Origin of the sequence: Agromyces sp. MMS24-K17, from assembly GCF_043950245.1 — a bacterium.
Classification (GTDB): domain Bacteria; phylum Actinomycetota; class Actinomycetes; order Actinomycetales; family Microbacteriaceae; genus Agromyces.
The window spans coordinates 911,502-932,992 of the sequence record NZ_CP171640.1 but is presented as its reverse complement, the minus strand read 5'-3'; the positions used below and the strand labels follow the sequence as shown (position 1 = coordinate 932,992).

The following is a 21,491-nucleotide window of genomic DNA, read 5'->3' as shown; positions in this document are numbered from 1 at the left end:
CAAAATCATCGGCCGGGCCGACATGACCTCCCGGGTCGCCGTGACGAACGACGACGCCCGGCCGCAGCGACGGGGATGGCGCACGTCGGCGGCGGGTGAGAGGGTGAAGCACGTGTCCACGACCACCGAGCCGATCAGCCTGCACCCGTTCACCGCCGCCGACGCCGAGCGCCTGCTCGCCGGCGAGGTCGACCCGCGCGACGGCTGGGAGGGCGGCTACTCGTTCACCGAGGAACCCGAGCTCCTCGACGAGTACCTCGGCGCCGTGCGCTCGGGCGGCGACCCCGCCCCCTACGGCCCGTACCTGATCCGGCGCGGCACCGACGGCAACGCGATCGGCGGCGTCAACCTGTTCCGGTCGGACGACCCGGGCGTCATCGAGTTCGTCTTCGCCCTGGTCCCCGCGACCCGTGGGCAGGGCCTCGGCCGGCACGCGGTCGCCGCGGCCATCGAACTGATCCGCTCGCTCGGGGCATCCGTGGTCCGCGCCGAGTGCGAGGTCGACAACCTCCCCGCGCGGCGCGCGCTCGAGCAGGTCGGGCTCGTCGTGGTGTCGCGCACGCCCGAGCTCATCCGCTACGAACTGCGCCTCTCCCCCGCCTGAGGGCGGACCGCGCCCCGCTGATCGAGTAGGGCACGCAGCCCCGTATCGAGATCCTGGTCTCGATACGCTCGCTGCGCTCGCTACTCGACCACCGACCGCCACCTACTCGAGGAGCAGCGCCGGCTCCTCGATGATCGACGCGACGTCCGCGAGGAACCGCGACGCCACGTCGCCGTCGACGACGCGGTGGTCGAACGACCCGCCGATCGTCGTGACGAACCGCGGGCGCACCTCGCCGTCGACGACCCACGGCTTCTGCTTGATCGTGCCGAGCGCGACGATCGCGACCTCGCCCGGGTTGAGGATCGGCGTGCCGGTGTCCATGCCGAAGACGCCGATGTTCGTGATCGTGATCGTGCCGCCCTGCATTTCGGCCGGCTGCGTCTTGCCCTCGCGGGCGGTGAGCGTCAGCTGCTCGAGGGCGGTCGCGAGCTCGACCATCGTCATCGCCTGCGCCTCCTTGACGTTCGGCACGATGAGCCCGCGCGGGGTCGCCGCAGCGATGCCGAGGTTCACGAAGTGCTTGACGATGATCTCCTCGTCGGTCCACTGCGCGTTCACGGTCGGGTTGCGACGGACCGCCCAGATGATCGCCTTCGCCATCAGCAGGAGCGGCGAGATCTTCACGCCGACGTAGTCGGGCGAGGCCTTCAGCCGCTTGATGTACTCCATCGTGCGCGTCGCGTCGACGTCGACGAACACCGAAACATGCGGCGCGGAGTATGCGCTCTGCACCATCGCGTTCGCGATGGCCTTGCGCACGCCCTTGACGGGGATGCGCGCCTCGCGATCCGACGGCGCGTCGGGAGTCTGGATGTTGCGGAACACGCTCGCCTGGCTGGCCTCGCGGATCACGTCGTCGCGGGTGATCTCGCCGATGGGGCCGGTCGGCGACACGCGGGAGAGGTCGACGCCGAGGTCCTTGGCGAGCTTCCGGATCGGCGGCTTCGCGAGCACCGGCAGCGCGGGCTCCGCGATCCGCGGCGCCGGCGCGGGCACCGTCGCGGGCTCGGCCAGCGTGCGTGCGGCCGCCGCGGCGGCCACCGCCTCCTCGCGGGGCGAGGGCACGACGGTGGCGAGGTGCTCGTGCGCGCCGCCGGGCACGGGGTGGCGGCGGCGACGGCTCTGCGCGGGGCCGGAACTGCCGTGGCCGACGAGCACCGCTCCCCCGCCGTCCTCGGCCGCCGGAGCCGGCGTCGGGGCAGCGGTCGGCGCCGCGACCGCGGGCGCCGCCGCGGCGGAGGGAGCCGGCGCTGCCGGCGAAGTCATGCCGTTCGCGGCATCCGTCTGGATGACGAGGATGGGCGTGCCGACGTCGACGGTCTTCCCCTCCTCGACGAGCAGCTCGGAGACGACGCCCTCGAACGCGCTCGGCAGCTCGACGAGCGACTTCGCGGTCTCGATCTCGACGAAGACCTGGTCGAGCTCGAGCCGATCGCCGGGCGCGACGCGCCACTGCACGATCTCGGCCTCGGTGAGGCCCTCGCCGACGTCGGGCAGGGGGAACCTGATCTCGCCCATCATTCTCCTGTCGGAATATTCACGTTCGTGAGCTTCGGAACGGCGTCAGTACGCGAGCGCGCGGTCCACGGCCTCGAGCACCCGGTCGGGGCTCGGGAGGAACTCGGTCTCGAGCGCGGCCGGCGGGAACGGCGCGTCGAAGCCCGACACGCGCAGCACCGGGGCCTCGAGCGAGTAGAACGCCTTCTCGGCGACGGTCGCGGCGATCTCGGAGCCGACGCTGACGTTGCCCGGCGCCTCCTGGGCGACGACGAGCCGGCCGGTGCGGTGCACCGAGTCGAGCAACGGGCCGTAGTCGATGGGGGAGAGGGAGCGGAGGTCGACGACCTCGAGGCTCGTGCCCTCGCCCGCCGCGATCTCGGCCGCCTGGAGCAGCGTCGCCACCATCGCGCCGTGGCCGACGACGGTGACGTCCGTGCCCTGGCGCACGACCCGGCTCGAGTGCAGCGGCAGGCCGGCGTGCTCGAGGTCGACCGGGCCCTTGGGCCAGTACCGGCTCTTCGGCTCGAAGTACAGCACCGGGTCGTTCGACGCGATCGCCTCGCGGATCATCCAGTACGCGTCGTGGGGGTTCGACGGGCTGACCACGCGCAGGCCCGGCGTGTGCGCGAAGTACGCCTCCGGGCTCTCCTGGTGGTGCTCGATCGAGCCGATGTGCCCGCCGTACGGCACCCGGATGACGATCGGCATCGACAGCGACCCGGCGTGCCGGAGCGTCTGACGCGCGAGCTGCGTCGTGATCTGGTCGAACGCGGGGAAGATGAAGCCGTCGAACTGGATCTCGATCACCGGGCGGTAGCCGCGCATCGCGAGGCCGATGGCCGTGCCGACGATGCCCGACTCCGCGAGGGGCGTGTCGAGCACGCGGTTCTCGCCGAACTCGGCCTGCAGTCCCTCGGTCACGCGGAACACGCCGCCGAGCTTGCCGATGTCCTCGCCCATGAGCAGGACCTTCGGGTCGGCGAGCATCGCCTCGCGCAGGCCCGCGTTGATGGCCTTCGCCATCGAGAGCGTCTGCACCCCGCGCGCAGCGGTGGTCGTGTCATCCGTCACGTCCGCCACGCGGACCTCCTGTCCGATGCCGGCGCTCATGCCGCGCCTCCGTCGAGGCTGCGCTCGAACGCGTCGAGCCAGGCGAGCTGCTCGGCCATGAGCGGGTGCGGCTCGCTGTACACGTGCTCGAAGATCGTCTCGCGGGTCGGGGCGGGCAGCTCGAGCGCGCGGCGCCGCACGTCGGCGGCCGCGTCCTGCGCCTCCTGCTCCACCTCGGCGAAGAACGCGTCGGATGCCCCGCGCGAGGCCAGCCACGTGCGGTAGCGCGTGATCGGGTCGCGGGCGGTCCAGTGGTCGACCTCGTCCTGCGTGCGGTACTTGGTGGGGTCGTCGGCGGTGGTGTGCGCGCCGATCCGGTAGGTCACGGCCTCGATGAAGCTCGGACCGTCGCCGGCGCGTGCCTCCTCGAGCGCCTGCCGCGTCACCGCGTAGCTCGCGAGCACGTCGTTGCCGTCGACGCGGATGCCCGGCATGCCGAAGCCGCCACCGCGCAGCGCGATGGGGGAGCGGGACTGGCGCGACACCGGCACAGAGATCGCCCACTGGTTGTTCTGCACGAGGAAGACCTGCGGCGTCTGGTAGCTCGACGCGAACACCAGCGCCTCGTTCGCGTCGCCCTGCGAGGTCGAGCCGTCGCCGAAGTACACGAGGACGGCGGTGTCGCGCTCGGGGTCGCCGGTGCCGGCGGCTCCGTCGAGCGTGAGGCCCATCGCGTAGCCGGTCGCGTGCAGCGTCTGCGAGGCGAGCACGAGCGTGTACAGGTGGAAGTTGCCGTTCTCCGACGGCTCCCATCCGCCCTGCGTGATGCCGCGCAGCAGGCTCAGGATCTTCACCGGGTCGAGCCCGCGGATCATGCCGACGATGTGCTCGCGGTACGAGGGGAAGATGTGGTCCTGCGGGCGGGCCGCCCGGGCCGAGCCGACCTGGGCCGCCTCCTGGCCGTGGCTCGGCACCCAGAGGGCGAGCTGGCCCTGCCGCTGCAGGTTCGCCCCGGCGATGTCGACCCGACGCGAGATGCTCATGTCGCGGTAGAACTGCTGGAGCTCGACGTCGGGGAGCGCCTCGATCAGGGGCAGGTATGCCTCGGCCTCCGCCGTCGGCCGCAGCTCACCCTCGTGCGTGAGGAGCTGGACCGTGGGTGCCGTGAAGTCTCTCGTGCTGGCTGCCACCGTTCCACGGTACCCGCTGCACCTAGTGGCTATCTTGTGACGGCTCCACAACGTGCCCGAGAATCTCGAGGAGGGTTTCGACAGAGGACTCTTCGCCGACCGAGATCCGCAGGCCCTCGGGCGGGAACGCACGCGCCACGACGCCCGCGTCGAACAGCCGCTCGGCGACCTCGGCCGTGGCCTCGCCGGCGGGCAGCCACACGAAGTTGCCGTGCGCCTCGGGCACGTCCCACCCCTGCGCGAGGAGCGCGGCACGCAGCCGGTCGCGGCGCTCGACGATCGTGTCGACGCGCGCCAGCAGCTCCGCCTCGGCCTCGGGCTCGAGCGACGCCAGCGCGGCGGCGCTCGCGGTGCCGGTGACGCCGAGCGGGATCGCGGTCGCGCGCGCCGCGTCGAGGATCGGCACGGCGCCGATCGCGTAGCCCACGCGGAGGCCCGCGAGGCCGTAGGCCTTGGAGAAGGTGCGCAGGATGACGACGTTCGGGTGGCGGCCGATCACGGTGCGGCCGTCGACGGATGCCTCGTGCCGGACGAACTCCGTGTACGCCTCGTCGAGCAGCACGAGCACGTCGGACGGGAGCTTCGCGAGGAACGCCTCGAACTCGTCGGCCGTGACGATCGGCCCGGTCGGGTTGTTGGGGGAGCAGACGATGACGACGCGGGTGCGGTCGGTCACGGCGGCGGCGATGGCGTCGAGGTCGTGCCCGTGGTCGGGACGGTTCGGCACCTGCACGCTCGTCGCGCCCGCGACGGTGACGAGCCCCGGGTAGGCCTCGAACGACCGCCACGAGTAGACCACCTCGTCGCCGGGCGCCGCCGCCGCGAGGATGAACTGGGCGAGCAGCGCCACCGATCCGGCGCCGACGATGACCTCGTCGGTGGTCACGCCGTACCGCTCGGCGAGGCGCTCGCGCAGGGCGAAGGCCGTGGCATCCGGGTAGCGGTTGATCTCGGCGCCGGCGGCCGCGACGGCCTCGACGACCGACGGCAGCGGGTCGAACGGGTTCTCGTTGCTCGAGAGCTTGTAGCCGCCCTCCGGTGCGGGCCGCCCCTGCCGGTACGGCGGGAGGGCCGCGATCTCGGGGCGCAGTCGGACGGGCGCGGGGGTGGGGTCCGGGGCGGTCACGAACTCACCGTACCCGCTGCGCCCGGCGCGGCCGCATGCCAGCATGGTGCCATGCGCTTCCTCATCAAGGTCCTGGTCAGCGCGTTCGCGCTCTGGCTGACCACGCTGATCGTCGCGGGCGTCACGGTCGTGCCCTACGAGGAGACCGAGGTCGCGACGATCCTGACGTACCTGCTGATCGCGTTGATCTTCGGCGTCGTGAACGCCATCGTCGGCACCACGATCCGGATCGTCGCGTTCCCGCTCTACGTGATCACGCTCGGGCTGGTGTCGTTCCTCGTGAACGGCCTGCTGCTGCTGATCGTCGACTGGATCAGCGACCTCATGGGCTTCGGCCTGCAGGTGGAGAGCTTCTGGTGGGGCGTGCTCGGCGCGCTCGTGCTCGGCCTGCTCAGCTGGCTGATCGGCCTGGTGGTGCGGCCGAGCCGCGACTGACGGGGTCGGTCAGCGCCCACCGCCCGACGGCGTGGTCGGCACGCGCTCGGCGATCCACTCGGTGCGCACGCCCGGCTCGCCGCCGGTGAAGTCGGCGAGGCGCTGCTCGAACGCGACGAGCTCGGGCGCCTCCGAGGCGTCGATGCGCTCCGCGGTCTCGCGGTAGCGGTCGAGGGCGTGGGCGGGCACGGCCCCGTCGGCGGCCGGCGTCGGGCCGTCGATCACCGGGCGGCTCACGGTGATCCGGCCGGGGGAGGGCGTGGTCGCGGCGCCGCCGAGCGTCGGCGTCAGGTCTTCGGCGTGCTCCACCGAGAGGAAGGGCGTGTCGCCGGTGCGGAAGGGCGCCGTCGGCCCGCCGAGGCTCAGGCCGCCGACCACGTTCACGTCCGTCCGCTCGGTGAGCGCCGCCGCGACGGTGCCGCCGGCCGAGTGCCCGACGACGAAGACGGGGCTGTCGGGGCTCGCGCCCGCCGCCTCGAGCGCCGCGAGCACGGCCCGCTCGCCCGCGGCGGTCGGCTGGGGCAGCAGGTCGTCGACCGGCAGCCCCGACGCCTCCTCGACGCCCGCGACGGCATTCGTGAGGTCCATCGGCTGGCTGCCGAACCGGTCGAACGTGACGGTGCCGCCGACGTAGGCCACGTACCGGGCGTCGGCGCCCTCGCCGTAGCGCTCGATCACGACCTGCGGCGTGCCCTCCTCCGAGTCGGGGATGCGCCTCGCGAGCCCGCCGACGCCGTCGGGCGCCGTCACGGCGCGACCCACGGGGGCATCGCCGACGGCGCCGACGCCGGTCGCCCGCCCGACGCGATCCGCTGGCCGCACGGTGACCGGCCCCTCGACGAGCACGTTCGAGCCGAGGATGCCGGCCGCCGCTGCGGCGAGCAGCAGCACCGAGGCATTCTCGGGCGCCGTCATCTCGCGGCCCAGGAGGGCGGCGAGCGGAGCGGGTACGCCCATCGACGCGAGCACGACCTCGTCGACGGCCCCGCCCGCCGAGCGGATGACCCGCAGCGTGCCGGGGTCCTGGAGGATGCGGCGCAGCGCCGGACCGGGGTCGATGCCCATCGCGTTCGTCGCCGAGACGGCCGCGATGCCGGTGAGCACCGTCGGCACCGCCGTCATCAGCAGCATCGGCCCGAACATCGCGGCGCCCAGGCGGAAGCCGAGGTCCCAGAAGCCCGCGACGCGGGCCTCGGTCTCGCCGTACCGCTCGGCCGTGTCGAGCAGGGCGCGCCGGAGTCGCCCGGACTGGTCGGCCGTCGCATCGAGGCTGTGCTTCGCGCGGCGCAGCAGGAAGGTGAGGTCGACGGCGCCCCAGGACCCCGGCTCCGCGTCGAGGTCGACGTGGGCGAGCCCCCGCCGGACCTCCTCGGTCCGCTCCGCCCAGTCCCGTGCCGTCGCGGCGACCGCACCGAGGCGGGCGGCCTCGACGTAGAGGTCCTCGACGGCGACGCTGGTGCTCCCGCCCGTGCTGATCGTCAGGTCGTCGCTCACGCCCCGGTCTCCGCCCCGGCCTCCGCCGCGGCGAGCGCCCGGCGCATCAGGGCGACGCGGTCGGTGAGGGCGTCGTGCGCGTGGACGAGGTCGTCGGCGCCGCCCTGGAACCCTTCGCGGACGCTCGCGAGGATCGCGCCGTAGTGCGCCGAGGCGTCCGAACGCCACGACGCGGGCCCGCCGTCGGGCACGAACCCGTACCGGCTCGCCCCGACCTCGGCCACGAGGTGCTCGAGCACCCGCAACTGCCGTTCGGCCAGTCGGAGCCGCTCAGCGGTGCGCGGACTGACCGTGGGCACGAAGGAGATCGGGTCGTCGTACATGCGGCGATCCTGCGGCAGCGCGACCCGGCCGGGGGCGGTCCCACCCAAGCCTGGGGACCCGCCCGCCTCACCGGTCGGCGGGGGAGGAGCGGATGCCCCGCGCCTCGGCCAGCACCTCGGCGAGCGCGTGCGCGCCGATCCGGCCGATGCGCCCCTGGTCGCCGACGGTCGCGAGGATCGCGGCGCCGAACGCGACGGCCCATCCGCGAGCACGCCGCCAGTCCGAGGCATCCGTCGCCGTCGCCCGGTCGATCGCCGCGCGAAAGCGCGCGCGACCCTCGGCGTCGAAGGTGAGCCAGGCGGTCGCGAGGTCGGTCGCCGGATCGCCCGCGGTGAGGTCGCCGAAGTCGAGCACGGCCGCGAGGCGCACGGATGCCCCGCCCGGCGTCTCCTCGAGCAGCAGGTTGGCCGGGTGGAGGTCGCCGTGCACCCAGACGGCCGGGCCACTCCGCGCCGGCGCCGCGAGCGCGTCGGACCAGACCTCGAGGAGCAGCCCGAGGTCGTCGGCGGCGAGCAGCCCGGCGGAACCGATCGCGCCCAACCGCTCGCGGATCACCGCATCGCGCTCGGCCAACGGCACCCCGCGATACGGATTCGCCGGGGCGTCCGCCGGCGCGGGCACGGCGAGCGCCGCGCAGAACGCGGCCAGGTCGCCGGCCGCGCCGCCGCGTGCCGCGGGCGGGACGGATGCCCCGTCGGCCCCCTCGAGCCAGTGCACGACGCTCCACGCGTAGGGATACCCGGCCCCGGGGCGACCCGCCCTGAGCGGCGCGGGAATCGGCACCGGCAGGCGTTCGGCGAGCTGCGGCAGCCAGCGCTGCTCGCCGGCGACGAGGCCGGCGGCGAGCGCGCGCCGGGGCATCCGCACCGCCGCCCGATCGCCCAGGCGGAAGACCGCGTTGTCCCACCCGCTCGCGACCTCGACGATCGGCTCGGCGCCGTCGGCGCCGAGCAGGTCGGGGTGCTGCGCGACGAGCAGCGCGCGCACGAGATCGGCATCGACGTGGACGTCGGCGTCCGGGGCATCCGCACCCACGCGACCTCCGTCCCCGCGCCGCCCGGATCTCCCCCGGTCGCGGGTCGGATCCGCTCTGTGCCAAGCGGCGGTTCTCGTCCACAATAGGGTCCATGACGCCAGCGGAGCCCGAAGGGGTCGCTGCGCAGCCCTTCCGAGTGTCCTTCGTGTGCACCGGCAACATCTGCCGGTCACCCATGGCGGAGGTGGTGCTGCGCGACCTCGTCGAACGCGCGGGGATCGACGGCGCGATCGCCATCGAGTCCGCGGCGACCGGCGACTGGCACGTGGGGGAGCGGGCCGACCAGCGCACCATCGACGCCCTCGAGCGCGCGGGCTACGACGGGTCGCGCCACCGGGCCCGGCAGTTCGACCCGGGCCGCTTCGGCGAGCTCGACCTGGTGGTCGCGTTCGACCGCGGCCAGGCGCGGATCCTGCGCAACTGGGCGACCAACGCGACCGACCAGCACAAGGTGCGCCTGCTGCTCGAGTTCGAGCCCGAACTCGCGCCGCTCCAGGACGTCCCGGACCCCTACTACTCCGACGCCGAGACCTTCGATCGAGTTCTTGGGATGATAGAGCGGTCGACTCAGGCGCTCTTCCGGCAACTCGCGCCGGCTCTCAGACAAGGAATCCGATGACTTCGCTGCCTCCCCAGCCGCTCAGCCCGCTCGATGGACGTTACCGGCAGGCCGTCGGCGACCTCGGGGAGCACCTCTCCGAGGCCGGCCTCAACCGGGCCCGCGTGCACGTCGAGGTCGAGTGGCTGATCGCCCAGACCGACCGCGGCTTCTTCGGCTCGTCCCCGCTCTCCGACGAGCAGAAGTCGGCCCTCCGCGGCGTCGTCGCGGCCTTCGGCCAGGCCGACATCGACGAGCTCGCGACCCTCGAGGCGACCACGCGCCACGACGTGAAGGCCGTCGAGTACTACGTGCGCCGGCGCCTCAGCGACCTCGGCCTCGACTCGATCGCCGAGCTCACGCACTTCGCCTGCACGAGCGAGGACATCAACAACCTCTCGTACGCGATCACCGTGCGCGACGCGGTGCAGGACGTCTGGCTGCCGAAGCTGCGCGCGGTCATCGCCCGCATCGGCGAGCTCGCGGTCGAGCACCGGGATGCCTCGATGCTGTCGCGCACGCACGGCCAGCCCGCGACGCCGTCGACGATGGGCAAGGAGCTCGCGGTGTTCGCGCACCGCCTCGAGCGCATCGCCAAGCAGGTCGAGCAGACCGAGTACCTCGGCAAGTTCTCCGGCGCGACCGGCACGTTCTCGGCCCACCTCGTCGCGGCACCGGATGTCTCGTGGCCCGACGTGTCGCGCGAGTTCGTCGAGTCGCTCGGGCTGGCGTGGAACCCGCTGACGACCCAGATCGAGTCGCACGACTGGCAGGCCGAGCTCTACGCGAAGGTCTCCCACGTCAACCGGGTGCTGCACAACCTCGCGACCGACATCTGGACCTACATCTCGCTGGGCTACTTCCGGCAGATCCCGGCCGCCGGGGCGACCGGCTCGTCGACGATGCCGCACAAGGTCAACCCGATCCGCTTCGAGAACGCCGAGGCGAACCTCGAGCTCTCGTCGGCCGTGCTCGACTCGCTCGCGGCGACCCTCGTGACGAGCCGCCTGCAGCGCGACCTCACCGACTCGAGCGCGCAGCGCAACATCGGCGTCGGCTTCGGGCACTCGCTGCTCGCGCTCGACAACATCCAGCGCGGCCTCGGCGAGATCGACCTCGACCGCGCGCTGCTGCTCGACGACCTCGACCACAACTGGGAGGTGCTCGGCGAGGCGATCCAGACGGTCATCCGCGCCGAGGTCGTCGCCGGCCGGTCGACGATCGCCGACCCGTACGCCCTGCTGAAGGAACTGACCCGCGGCAAGCGCGTCGGCGCGACGGAGCTGGCGGAGTTCGTGAACGGCCTCGAGATCGGCGACGAGGCGAAGCAGCGCCTGCTCGCGCTCACGCCCGCGACGTACGTCGGCATCGCCGACGACCTGGTCGACCGGCTCTAGCGCCGGACGCTGGTTGAGCCTTCGGAGTGGTTTCGACGGGCTCAACCACCGGTCGGGGTGGTTTCGACGGGCTCAACCATCGGTTGGCGTGGTGGTTGAGCTTGTCGAAACCACCGGGTAGGGCGTCAGTGCGCGGAGCCGCGGTCCTCGGGGCCCTCGTCGTCGCGGAGCTCGGCCTGCTCCGAGGCATCCGGCTTCACCGCCATGGTCAGCAGGGCGAGCACCATCAGGACGATGATGAACACGCCGCCCGTGCCGATGAGGGTGATCGTCCAGTCGCGGGTCGCGAACAACGCGATGACGCCGACGAAGATCGCGGCGATCGCCGCGCCGCCGACGTACTCGGCGGGGCGCAGGATGTCGCGGCGGCTGGGCTTGTAGTCGCCGTCGGGGGACTGGGTCACGGCTGCTCCGTTCGGGGTGCGGCGGGCGCGTCGACCGCGGGAGCGGCGGCGGCCCACTTGAGCGAGAGGCCCCCGATGACGAGCGCGACGCCGAGCACGACGAGGTAGCCGCCGAGGAATCCGACGACGGTCACGGCGTCGGCCGGCACGACCAGCACGACGACGGCGTAGAGGGCGGTGAGGATGCCGGCGGTCAGCCAGTCGCGCGAGGCCGCGGTGCGACCGCGGGCGCGGAGGCCGGCGAAGATCTCGAGGATGCCGGTGATCGCCGCCCAGGAGATGAGCAGCAGGCCGAGCCACTGGAGGCCCCCGGGCACGATGAGCGCGAGGATGCCGGCGGTCGCGGTGACGACGGCCTGCACGGCGAGGATGACCCGGATCGGCCGGTCGGCGACGAGGCGCAGCGACAGCGCGCCGACGACGAGCCCCGACACGAGGGCCCAGGCGCCGAACACCAGCAGGCCGAGCGTGGGCGAGTGGTCCTGGATGAAGGCGACCGCGGCACCCGGCACGAGCGCGATGGCGCCTCGGGTGACGGGGACGACCCAGTAGCCCGCCCGGATGGGCGCAGCGTCGTGGACCTCGGCCACGGAGACCTCTTTCACGTCGGAGGGGGATACCGATCCATCCTACGCGGGGCGTCGCTGGGAGCCCGCTGTCACGGAAGGTCATGGGTCGACGGCACGCGGGAGTGCTGCTAACTTAGGCGAGGCTTACCTAAAGATCACCCCCGGTCGGGGGCCATTCGGCGTGCCCATCCGGCCGTCCGAGACCGAGGTGAGCCCCACACGAGAGGGGAAGCATCCGCCGTGCCCGACATCCTGAACGCCGCGACCGCGGACCACTACGCCGCCGCCGTCGGAGCCGTCGTCGAACGGCTCGCCGACCGGTTCGCGAGCACCGCGCAGCCGTTCTCGGGCGCGTCGCGCGCCGAGCTCCAGGCCCTCGTCGACGCGGTCGACCTCGACGGCGCCGCCATCGGCACGGCCGAGGCGCTCCGCGAGATCGACGACCTGTTCGTGCAGCACGCGGTCTGGTTCCACGACCCGGCGTACCTCGCGCACCTCAACACCCCGGTCGCCGTGCCGGCCGTCGCGGCCGAGGCGATCCTCGCCGCGCTGAACCCGTCGCTCGACACCTACGACCAGTCGACCGTCGGCACGCTCATGGAGCGCCGCCTCGTCGAGTGGACCGCCGAGCGCCTCGGCTTCGCCGGCGGCGACGGCGTCTTCACGTCGGGCGGCACGCTGTCGAACCTGCAGGCGCTGCTGCTCGCCCGCGAAGCGGCCGTCGCGGGCGCTCGCGAGACGCTCGGCCTCGGCCGCTCGGAGGCGATCGGCCGGCTCGTGGTGCTCGCGACCGACTCGAGCCACTTCAGCGTGCAGAAGTCGGCGCTGCTGCTCGGCCTCGCCGACGACGCCGTCGAGCTCGTGCCGGTCGACGACGAGGGCCGGATGCGGCCCAGTGAGCTCGCGGCCGCCGTCGCCGGGCTCGTCGCGGCGGGCCGCCTGCCCATGGCCGTCGTGGCCACGGCCGGCACCACCGACCGGGGTCGCATCGACCCGCTCGAAGCCATCGCCGACGTCTGCGACGCCGAGGACATCTGGCTGCACGTCGACGCCGCCTACGGCTGCGGCCTGCTCGTCTCTCCGACGCGCCGGCACCTGCTCGCCGGCATCGAGCGCTCCCGCTCGGTCACGGTCGACTTCCACAAGAGCTTCTTCCAGCCGGTCTCCTCAAGCGCGATCGTCGTGCGCGAGCCCGCCGACCTCGCGTCGATCGCCTGGCACGCCGACTACCTGAACCCGCTCGAGAACGCCGAGCCGAACCAGGTCGACAAGTCGCTCCAGACGACCCGCCGGTTCGACGCGCTGAAGCTGTGGGCCACGCTCCGCGCACTCGGCGCCGACGGCATCGGCGCCCGGTTCGACCGGGTGATCGAGCTCGCCGCCGACGTGCGGCGGTCGGTCGAGGCATCCGACGACCTCGAGCTCGTGGGCGGCAGCGACCTCAGCACCGTGCTGTTCCGCTACGCCCCGGCCGGATGTCCCGCCGCCGAGTCCGACCGGCTCGTCGCGCTGATCCGCCGCGTGCTGTTCGAGTCGGGTCGCGCGCACGTCGCGAAGACCGTCATCGCCGGCCGGCCCTGCCTCAAGCTCACCCTGCTCAACCCGGAGACGACGCGCGAGCAGATCGAGGCGGTGCTCGACCTCGTGCGCGCGGCGGGCGCCGCGCTGCGCGACGCGGAGCACCTCGACGAGGCATCCGACGACGGCCTCGCGTTCGCGACGCGAGCCGGCTTCACGACGGAGGCCGCCCGATGAGCGCGACCGCCGGACGCATCCACGACCTCGTCGGCATCGGCATCGGCCCGTTCAACCTCGGCCTCGCCTGCCTGTCGGAGCCACTCGACGTCGACGCCGTGTTCCTCGACGCGGCCGACGGGTTCCGCTGGCACCACGGCATGATGATCGAGGGCGCGACCATCCAGGTGCCGTTCCTCGCCGACCTCGTGTCGATGGCCGACCCGACCTCGCCGTACTCGTTCCTCGCGTGGCTGAAGGAGCGCGGCCGGCTCTACCCGTTCTACATCCGCGAGAGCTTCTACCCGCTGCGCGCCGAGTACGACGCCTACTGCCGTTGGGCGAGTGAACGGGTCGCACCGGCGCTGCGCTGGGGGCGCGAGGTGGTCTCGGTCGAGTTCGAGGCATCCGACGACTGCTTCGCGGTGCGCGCGCGCCTCGCCGACGGCACCGAGGAGGTGCACCGCGGCCGTCACCTCGTGCTCGGCGTCGGCACCGAGCCGAAGGTGCCCGCCGGCCTCGCGGGCGTCGCCGACCGCGTCGTGCACAGCGCCGACTACCTGCACCGCCGCGAGGAGCTCATCGCGGCGCCGTCGATCGCGATCGTGGGCAGCGGCCAGTCGGCCGCGGAGATCTACCGCGACCTGCTCGAGTCGATCGACGAGCACGAGTACCGGCTCGACTGGATCACCCGGTCGCCGCGGTTCTTCCCGATGGAGTACACGAAGCTCACCCTCGAGATGACCTCGCCCGAGTACACCGACCACTTCCACGGGCTGCCGCTCGAGCTGCGCGAGCGCCTCGGCCGCGAGCAGCGCGGCCTGTACAAGGGCATCTCGGGCGACCTCGTCGACGACATCTACGACACGCTCTACCGCAAGAGCGCCGCGCGGCCCGTGCCGACGAACCTCCTCACCGACACGGAACTGGTCGATGCGACCTGGCGGGCGGATGCCTCGGAGTTCGCGCTGCGGCTCCGCCACGACCAGCTCGACGAGACGTACGACTGGTCGGCCGCGGCGGTCGTGCTCGCGACCGGATACGCGCCGCGCGTGCCGGCGTTCCTCGCGCCGCTCGGGTCGCTCGTCGACCGCGACGCGCTCGGCCGGCTCGACGTCGCCCGCGACTACTCGGTCGACGGCGGCCGCGGCCGCATCTTCGTGCAGAACGCCGAGGAGCACACGCACGGTCTGACCGCGCCCGACCTCGGGTTCGGCGCGTGGCGCAACTCGAGCATCCTCGCGTCGATCCTCGGCGCCGAGCCGTACCCGGTCGAGCGGCGCGTCGCGTTCCAGGAGTTCGGCGTGCCCGCAGCGGCACGCGCAGGCGTGGCGGATGCCCCGGGGCGGTCGGATGCCTCGGGCCGGCCCGGTCCGCTCGCCGACGCGACGACCGGAGGCGCGCGATGACCACGATCGACGCGACCGCGCCCGCCCGCCTCGCGGGCTTCGAGTACCGCACGCCCGCCGGGCACCTCTCGATCGTGCCGATCGACCCCGTCCGCCACGCCGCCCTCGTGCAGGGCTGGCTCGCCGACCCGCACGCCGCCTTCTGGCAGATGGGCGACCTCTCCGTCGACGAGGTGCGCGACTACCTGCACGTCGTCGTCGCCGACCCCGACCAGGACTCGTGGCTCGGGTACCGCGACGGCGTGCCGGCGTTCCTCGTCGAGACGTACGACCCCGCGCGGGTGCTGCTGGCCGACGTGCACGACGCCGAGCCGGGCGACCTCGGCATGCACCTGCTCGTCTCGCCTCCCGGCCCGGCGCCGGTACGCGGGTTCACGTCGGCCGTCATGGCGACCGTGGTGCGGTTCTGCTTCGACGGGCTCGACGCCCGGCGCATCGTCGTCGAACCCGACGTGCGCAACGCGGCCATCGCGCGGAAGAACGCCGAGGTCGGGTTCCGCATCGTCGGCGAGGTCGAGCTGCCGGGCAAGCGCGCGAGCCTCGCGGTGCTCGAGCGGGCGTGGTTCGAGGCATCCGCTGTCCCCGAGGCATCCGCCCGGCCCGAGGCATCCGCCGCCGCGCACCTGCGACCCGACACGATGGCGATCGCGCAGCGCCACCTCGTCGCGAAGGCGATCGCCGAGTTCACGCACGAGCGGCTGCTCGCGCCGGTCGACGAGGGGGAGGGCTGCTACCGGCTCGACACCGACGGCTCGACCTACCGCTTCGCCGCCCGCCGGCACCGGCTCGAGCACTGGGTGATCGACGAGCCGACGCTGCACCGCACGGTCGGCGGCGAGCCGGCGCCGCTCGACGCGCAGGAGCTGATCGTCGAGCTGCAGGCCGACCTCGGGATTCCCGACGCCCTGCTCGGCACCTACCTGGAGGAGGTCGCCTCGACGCTGGCGAGTGCCGCCTTCAAGGCCGACCGCGGCGGCCTGCCGGCCGCGCAGCTCGCCGTCGCCGACTTCCAGTCCATCGAGGCCGGTATGACCGAGGGGCATCCGGGCTTCGTCGCGAACAACGGACGCATCGGCTTCGGGCTCGACGAGTTCGCGGCGTTCGCGCCCGAGTCCGGGGCATCCGTTCGCCTCGTCTGGCTCGCGGCACGCCGCGAGTCGACCCACCTCGCGCTCGGCCGTGGGCTCTCCGAAGCCTCGCTCTACGACGGCGAGCTCGGCGCGGACACCCTCGAGCGCTTCGCAGACCGGCTGCGCTCGCTCGGCCTCGACCCGGCGGAGTACCGCTACCTTCCGGTGCATCCGTGGCAGTGGCAGCACCGCATCGCGATCACGTTCGCGCCCGACGTCGCCCGGCGCGACCTCGTGCACCTGGGCGAGGGCGACGACGAGTACCGCGCGCAGCAGTCGATCCGCACGTTCTTCAACACGAGCCGGCCCGAGCGGTCGTACGTGAAGACGGCGCTCGCGATCCAGAACATGGGGTTCCTCCGCGGCCTGTCGCCCGCCTACATGCGGGCGACGCCCGCGATCAACGACTGGGTGGCCGACCTCGTCGGCTCGGATGCCACGCTCCGCGCCGCCCGGTTCGAGGTGCTGCGCGAGCACGCCTCGATCGGGTACACCGGCGACGCGTACCACCGCACGGCGACGCCGTCGGCGCAGCGCAAGATGGTCGCGGCGCTGTGGCGGGAGAGCCCGGTGCCGCGGCTCGCGCCGGGTGAGCGGCTGGCGACGATGGCGGCGCTGCTGCATCGGGATGCCTCGGGCGCGTCGGTCGCAACCGAGCTGATCCGGGCATCGGGGCTGCCGGCGGCCGGGTGGGTGGCCGCGTACCTCGACGCCTACCTGCGCCCGGTGGTGCACTGCCTACTCGCCCACGACCTCGCGTTCATGCCGCACGGCGAGAACCTCATCCTCGTGCTCGACGGCCACGTGGCGCGGCGGGTGTTCATGAAGGACATCGGCGAGGAGATCGCGGTACTCTCCGACCGGGTGCAACTGCCTGAGGAGGTGTCGCGCGTGCGCGCGGTCGTCGACGCGGAGGAGCAGGCCCTCGTCGTGTTCACCGACGTCTTCGACGGCGTGCTGCGGCACCTCGCGGGCATCCTCGACGGCGACGGCACGCTCCGCGAGGACGCGTTCTGGCGACTCGTCGCCGACTGCGTCGACCGGCACGCGCGGGAGCACCCCGACCTCGACTCGGCGGTCGACCTGCGCGCCGACCGGTTCGCGCACTCGTGCCTGAACCGGTTGCAGCTGCGGAACACCCTGCAGATGGTCGACCTCGCGAACCAGTCGGGTTCGCTGCAGTACGCGGGGACGATCGCGAATCCGATCGGGCGGACGGCGATCGGGGCGGCCATCGGATGACCCGGGCCGAGGTGTTCCGCGACGCGCTGGGCGTGCCGCACCTGCGCGCCGACGACGAGCTCGCCCTCGCCGAGGCGCAGGGGCGCGTCACCGCGCTCGACCGCGCGTGGCAGGTCGAGGTCGATCGGTGGCGCGCCGAGGGACGGCTCGCGGAGCACCTCGGGCCCGCCGGGGCCGAGTGGGACCGGTTCGCCCGCCGGATCCGGCTGGCCGACACCGCGCAGCGCGCGTACGCCGCGCTCGGCGACGACGACCGCGCCTGGGTCGATGCCTACGTGCGGGGGGTGAACGCCGGGCTCGTCGAGGGGCGCGAGCGGGCGCCCGAGTTCGAGACGCTCGCCGACCCGACCGCCTTCGGCGGGGCGCCGGCTCCGGCGCCGACCCCCTGGCCGAACTGGGCGCCGCTCGGTGTATTCCTCGTCGCGCATCTGCTGTTCTCGACCTTCCCGCACCTGCTCTGGCGGCATCACGTCGCCACGACGCTCGGCGACGAGCAGGTCGAGGTGTTCGCGCCGGGCGCTCCCGGGGCGGCGGGCAGCAACGCGTGGGCGATCCACGGCAGTCGCACCACGACCGGCTCCCCGATCCTCGCGGGCGACCCGCACCGGCTCCTGGAGCTGCCCGGCGTGTACCAGCAGGTGCGACTCGCCTGCCCGGAGTACGACGTCGTCGGGCTCGCGTTCCCCGGCGTGCCGGGCCTGCCCCACTTCGGGCATGCGGGCGCGGCCGCGTGGGGCGTCACGAACGCGATCGCGCACGCGGTCGACGTGTTCGAGGAGCGGCTCCGCGAGCGCGACGGCGACATGGAGGCACGCGGGCCCTCCGGCTGGGAGCGGACGTCGGCGCACGAGGAGGAGCTCCTCGTGCGCGGCGAACCGGCTCAGATGGTGTCGGTCATCGAGACCGCACGCGGCCCGATCGTGGTCGATGGCCCGGGCGGATGCTTCAGCGTGCGCCTGCCCGCGCGCGTCGACGCAGACCTGGGGTTCGCGGCGTTCCGACGCCTCCTGCGGGCGGGTTCGGCCGCGGACATCGCCTCGGCGTTCGAACGCTGGGTCGACCCGGTGAACCGGGTCGTCGCCGCCGACCGGGCCGGGTCGGTGCTGCGCTTCACGGCCGGGCGGCTGCCCGGACGGGCGGCGGGCGAACGACGGTTGCCGCTGCCCGCTTGGAGCGCCGCCGACGCTCACCCCGGCGCCGAATCATCCGGCTGGCCGGCGATGTCACCACCGGAGCCGGTTACCTCGTTCGCGGTCGACGCGAACGAGCGGCCGGACCGGGTCGACGCCGACCTCGGCTACGCCTATCCCGCCTCGACTCGGGCCGACCGGCTTCGCCACCTGCTGACCGCGGCCGGGGCCGAGTCCGGGTCCGTCGACGCCGAAGCCCAGGGGCGGTTGCACGCCGACGTGCACGATGCTCGCTCCCTGGCGTTGGTGGCGCGCCTCGGCGCAGCGGCGGCGCATTCCGCTTCCAGCACATCGCTCACCCCGGCCGCCCGCGCCCTGCTCGACGACCTCCTCGCCTGGGACGGGCATTGGGGTGCCGAGTCCGTCCCGGCCGCTCGGTTCGCGTCCTGGCGGAGCGCGTTGGTCCGTCGACTCACGTCGCACCCCGCCATCGCGCCACTGCATACCGCTCATGGCATGGGTGCGATCTTCGATCCCTGGTTCTCCGTCGCCGCGCGCGTCGGCGACTCGCTGGAGGCGGTGCTGGATATCGGGACGCTCGGCATCGACGGCCCGGCCGAACTGCTCCTCGCGCTCGACGACGCATCCGTCGCGCCCGAGGCATCCGACACCGCCGAGGCATCCGTCGCGACCGGGGCATCCTGGGGCGCCTCGCACCGGCTCCTGCCGCTGCACGTGCTCGCCGACGTGCGCGGCCTCGCTCCCGACGCCGTCCCCGGCGTCCCGACCACCGCCCTCGCCGGCGACACCGACACGGTCCGCTGCACCGGCACGGTGCCCGGGGTCACCGACCTCGCGTTCCGTGGATCGGTCGCCCGATGGGTCTGGGACCTGGGCGACCGCGACCGCAGCCGCTGGAACGTTCCGTTCGGGGCATCCGGCATCCCGGGCGACCCGCACTTCGCCGACCAGCTCGACGACTGGGCGCATGCCCGCACCACCCGCATCACCACCGACTGGGCCGAGCTCCGACGAGAGGACCCCGCATGACCCGACTCGCCACCGGCGCCCCCGGCGCCGTCGTCTTCGCCGCCGACGACCCCGTGCTCGGCCCGCTCGAGCTGCGCGTGCTCGACGTCGACGACCCGCGCGACCTCGACGTGCTCGACGACTGGGTGCGTCGGCCGTGGGCCGGCTTCTGGGGGCTGGCCGACCACTCCCGCGAGGAGCTGCGCGAGGTGTACCGGTTCGTCGACTCGCTGCCGACGCACCATGCGTTTCTCCTCCGGCGCGACGGCGAGCCGATCGTGCTGCTGCAGACCTACGAGCCCGAGCACGACCCGGTCGGCGAGCGGTACGACGTCGAGCCCGGTGACGCCGGCATCCACTTCTTCCTGGGCGGGCGCGGCGCGCCCACGGCTGGGCTGATGACCCGCGTCTTCGTGGCGCTCGGCGGGTTCCTGTTCGCCGACCCGGCCGTGCGCCGGATCGTCGTGGAACCCGACGTCGGCAACGACCGCGCGGTCGCGCTGATGACCCGACTCGGGTTCGTTCCCGGCCCGGTCATCGACCTCGGGCACAAGCGCGCCCGGCTCGCCTTCCTCGATCGGGAGCGGTTCGAAGCGCTGGCCGGTCGGGCCTCGACGCCCGCCGGCGCTACAACGCCTTGAGGATGTCCTCGACGCGCTCCTTCGCGTCGCCGAACAGCATCTGCGCGTTCTCACGGTAGAACAGCGGGTTCGGCACGCCGGCGTACCCCGCGTTCATCGACCGCTTAAAGACGATGACGTGGTCGGCCTCCCACACCCGCAGCACCGGCATGCCGGCGATCGGGCTGCCCGGGTCCTCCGCGGCGGCCGGGTTGACGGTGTCGTTCGCACCGATGACGAGCACCACCGAGGTGTCGGCGAGGTCGTCGTTGATCTCGTCCATCTCCTCGACGATGTCGTACGGCACCTTCGCCTCGGCGAGGAGCACGTTCATGTGCCCGGGGAGCCGGCCGGCGACCGGGTGGATTCCGAACCGCACGTCGATACCCCGCTCGCGCAGCTTCTTCGTGAGGTCGGCCACCGGGTACTGGGCCTGGGCGACGGCCATGCCGTAGCCGGGGGTGATGACGACGCTGTCGGCGTTCCGCAGCAGGTCGGCGGCCTCCTCGGGCCCGATCTCCCGGGTCTCGCCGACCACCTCGCTGCCCGAGGCCGGCGCCGCGATGCCGAAGCCGCCCGCGATGACCGAGATGAACGACCGGTTCATGGCCTTGCACATGATGTACGAGAGATACGCACCCGACGAGCCCACCAGTGCGCCGGTGACGATGAGCAGGTCGTTGTTCAGGAGGAAGCCGGCGGCGGCCGCCGCCCACCCCGAGTAGCTGTTCAGCATCGAGACCACGACGGGCATGTCGCCGCCGCCGATCGAGGCCACCAGGTGCCAGCCGAGGGCGAGCGCGAGCACGGTCACGACGACGAGCAGCCACAGCTCCGGGGTGATCACGTACCAGACGGTCAGCACGACGAACACGACGAGCGCGCCGAGGTTGAGCGCGTTCTTGCCGGGCAGCATGAGCGGCTTCGAGCTGATGCGCGCGGAGAGCTTCAGGAACGCGACGATCGAGCCGGTGAACGTGACCGCTCCGATGAACACGCCGATGAACACCTCGGCGTGGTGGATGTCGAGCAGCGCCCCCTCGAGGCCGTGCTCGTCGAGGGCGCCGTTCCAGCCGACGAGCACGGCGGCGAGGCCGACGAAGCTGTGCAGCAGGGCGATGAGCTCGGGCATGCCCGTCATCGCGACGACGCGGGCCCGCCAGAGGCCGATGCTCCCGCCGATGAGCAGCGCGACCACGAAGAACACCGCGCCGAGCATCACCCCGGGTTCGCCCCAGGCGCCGGCGAACGTCGCCCACACGGTGGCGACCAGGGCGATCGCCATGCCGGCGATGCCGTAGCCGACACCGGCTCGTGAGGTTTCGTGCCGGCTGAGCCCGGCGAGGCTCAGGATGAACAGCAGGGCGGCGACCAGGTAGGCGGCGCCGGCGATCGACTCCGGCGTCAGGAGGGGCTCGGCGGCCAGATGTGGTTGGAAGGAACGGGGCATTCGGAGTGGGCTCCTCG

The 21,491-nt window shown here is 73.1% G+C and carries 19 protein-coding genes; 9 read left to right on the top strand and 10 right to left on the bottom strand.

Annotated elements, in window-relative coordinates; all coding sequences use genetic code 11:
- Positions 1–112 precede the first annotated feature (112 nt).
- Complete coding sequence (locus ACGGZK_RS04105) at positions 113–604, top strand: GNAT family N-acetyltransferase (protein ID WP_395244992.1); 492 nt, start codon at positions 113–115, stop codon at positions 602–604.
- 102 nt (positions 605–706) lie between these two features.
- Here ACGGZK_RS04105 and ACGGZK_RS04100 read toward each other — a convergent pair whose 3' ends face one another.
- The 4 genes from ACGGZK_RS04100 to ACGGZK_RS04085 form a co-directional block, all read right to left on the bottom strand.
- Positions 707–2,125 (bottom strand): dihydrolipoamide acetyltransferase family protein, encoded by a 1,419-nt coding sequence (locus ACGGZK_RS04100; RefSeq protein ID WP_395244991.1) that lies wholly within the window; start codon positions 2,123–2,125, stop codon positions 707–709.
- Between the two features lie 45 nt (positions 2,126–2,170).
- Complete coding sequence (locus tag ACGGZK_RS04095) at positions 2,171–3,130, bottom strand: alpha-ketoacid dehydrogenase subunit beta (RefSeq protein WP_395246035.1); 960 nt, start codon at positions 3,128–3,130, stop codon at positions 2,171–2,173.
- An 83-nt stretch (positions 3,131–3,213) separates the two neighbouring features.
- Positions 3,214–4,347, bottom strand: coding sequence for a thiamine pyrophosphate-dependent dehydrogenase E1 component subunit alpha (locus ACGGZK_RS04090; protein ID WP_395244990.1), 1,134 nt, complete (start codon positions 4,345–4,347; stop codon positions 3,214–3,216).
- A 22-nt stretch (positions 4,348–4,369) separates the two neighbouring features.
- Complete coding sequence (locus tag ACGGZK_RS04085; RefSeq protein WP_395244989.1) at positions 4,370–5,518, bottom strand: histidinol-phosphate transaminase; 1,149 nt, start codon at positions 5,516–5,518, stop codon at positions 4,370–4,372.
- A 6-nt stretch (positions 5,519–5,524) separates the two neighbouring features.
- On the opposite strand from ACGGZK_RS04085, the gene ACGGZK_RS04080 reads away from it, so the two are divergent.
- Entirely contained in the window at positions 5,525–5,908 is a 384-nt protein-coding gene (locus ACGGZK_RS04080; protein ID WP_395244988.1) for a phage holin family protein, read from the top strand.
- Positions 5,909–5,917: 9 nt separating this feature from the next.
- Here ACGGZK_RS04080 and ACGGZK_RS04075 read toward each other — a convergent pair whose 3' ends face one another.
- From ACGGZK_RS04075 to ACGGZK_RS04065, 3 genes are all read right to left on the bottom strand, one after another.
- Entirely contained in the window at positions 5,918–7,402 is a 1,485-nt protein-coding gene (locus ACGGZK_RS04075) for a hypothetical protein (RefSeq protein ID WP_395244987.1), read from the bottom strand.
- The gene (locus ACGGZK_RS04070) at positions 7,399–7,725 is read right to left on the bottom strand and encodes a hypothetical protein (protein ID WP_395244986.1); all 327 of its coding nucleotides are present in this window, start codon (positions 7,723–7,725) and stop codon (positions 7,399–7,401) included. Before ACGGZK_RS04070 ends, ACGGZK_RS04075 begins: the two co-directional genes overlap by 4 nt.
- A 67-nt stretch (positions 7,726–7,792) precedes the next feature.
- Positions 7,793–8,761, bottom strand: a complete 969-nt coding sequence (locus ACGGZK_RS04065) for an aminoglycoside phosphotransferase family protein (RefSeq protein ID WP_395244985.1) — start codon at positions 8,759–8,761, stop codon at positions 7,793–7,795.
- 176 nt (positions 8,762–8,937) lie between these two features.
- Between ACGGZK_RS04065 and ACGGZK_RS04060 the strand changes: the two genes are divergently transcribed.
- A complete protein-coding gene (locus ACGGZK_RS04060) occupies positions 8,938–9,381 on the top strand; it encodes a low molecular weight protein-tyrosine-phosphatase (RefSeq protein WP_395244984.1) in 444 nt (147 codons plus the stop codon).
- Complete coding sequence (purB, locus tag ACGGZK_RS04055) at positions 9,378–10,757, top strand: adenylosuccinate lyase (RefSeq protein ID WP_395244983.1); 1,380 nt, start codon at positions 9,378–9,380, stop codon at positions 10,755–10,757. The genes ACGGZK_RS04060 and purB overlap by 4 nt, the downstream gene beginning before the upstream one ends.
- A gap of 125 nt (positions 10,758–10,882) precedes the next feature.
- Here purB and ACGGZK_RS04050 read toward each other — a convergent pair whose 3' ends face one another.
- Both ACGGZK_RS04050 and ACGGZK_RS04045 read right to left on the bottom strand, forming a co-directional pair.
- Positions 10,883–11,161 carry an ABC transporter ATP-binding protein gene (locus ACGGZK_RS04050; RefSeq protein ID WP_395244982.1) on the bottom strand — a complete coding sequence of 93 codons (279 nt, stop codon included), beginning with the start codon at positions 11,159–11,161 and terminating at the stop codon, positions 10,883–10,885.
- The gene (locus ACGGZK_RS04045; protein ID WP_395244981.1) at positions 11,158–11,751 is read right to left on the bottom strand and encodes a hypothetical protein; all 594 of its coding nucleotides are present in this window, start codon (positions 11,749–11,751) and stop codon (positions 11,158–11,160) included. The genes ACGGZK_RS04050 and ACGGZK_RS04045 overlap by 4 nt, the downstream gene beginning before the upstream one ends.
- Positions 11,752–11,970: 219 nt before the next feature.
- Here ACGGZK_RS04045 and ACGGZK_RS04040 point away from each other — a divergent pair, with 219 nt between their 5' ends.
- Genes ACGGZK_RS04040 through ACGGZK_RS04020 form a run of 5 tightly spaced genes read left to right on the top strand, consistent with a single transcriptional unit; the run spans position 11,971 to position 20,045 of the window.
- Complete coding sequence (locus tag ACGGZK_RS04040) at positions 11,971–13,485, top strand: pyridoxal phosphate-dependent decarboxylase family protein (protein WP_395244980.1); 1,515 nt, start codon at positions 11,971–11,973, stop codon at positions 13,483–13,485.
- Positions 13,482–14,873: a lysine N(6)-hydroxylase/L-ornithine N(5)-oxygenase family protein gene (locus tag ACGGZK_RS04035; RefSeq protein WP_395244979.1), complete on the top strand. Its 1,392-nt coding sequence runs from the start codon at positions 13,482–13,484 to the stop codon at positions 14,871–14,873. The genes ACGGZK_RS04040 and ACGGZK_RS04035 overlap by 4 nt, the downstream gene beginning before the upstream one ends.
- Positions 14,870–17,245: a GNAT family N-acetyltransferase gene (locus tag ACGGZK_RS04030; protein WP_395244978.1), complete on the top strand. Its 2,376-nt coding sequence runs from the start codon at positions 14,870–14,872 to the stop codon at positions 17,243–17,245. Before ACGGZK_RS04035 ends, ACGGZK_RS04030 begins: the two co-directional genes overlap by 4 nt.
- A complete protein-coding gene (locus ACGGZK_RS04025) occupies positions 17,242–19,425 on the top strand; it encodes a penicillin acylase family protein (protein WP_395244977.1) in 2,184 nt (727 codons plus the stop codon). The genes ACGGZK_RS04030 and ACGGZK_RS04025 overlap by 4 nt, the downstream gene beginning before the upstream one ends.
- Entirely contained in the window at positions 19,422–20,045 is a 624-nt protein-coding gene (locus ACGGZK_RS04020; RefSeq protein ID WP_395244976.1) for a GNAT family N-acetyltransferase, read from the top strand. Before ACGGZK_RS04025 ends, ACGGZK_RS04020 begins: the two co-directional genes overlap by 4 nt.
- Here ACGGZK_RS04020 and pntB read toward each other — a convergent pair.
- Positions 20,032–21,474: a Re/Si-specific NAD(P)(+) transhydrogenase subunit beta gene (gene pntB, locus ACGGZK_RS04015; RefSeq protein WP_395244975.1), complete on the bottom strand. Its 1,443-nt coding sequence runs from the start codon at positions 21,472–21,474 to the stop codon at positions 20,032–20,034. The two genes, ACGGZK_RS04020 and pntB, sit on opposite strands and share 14 nt — an antisense overlap.
- Positions 21,475–21,491 lie beyond the last annotated feature (17 nt).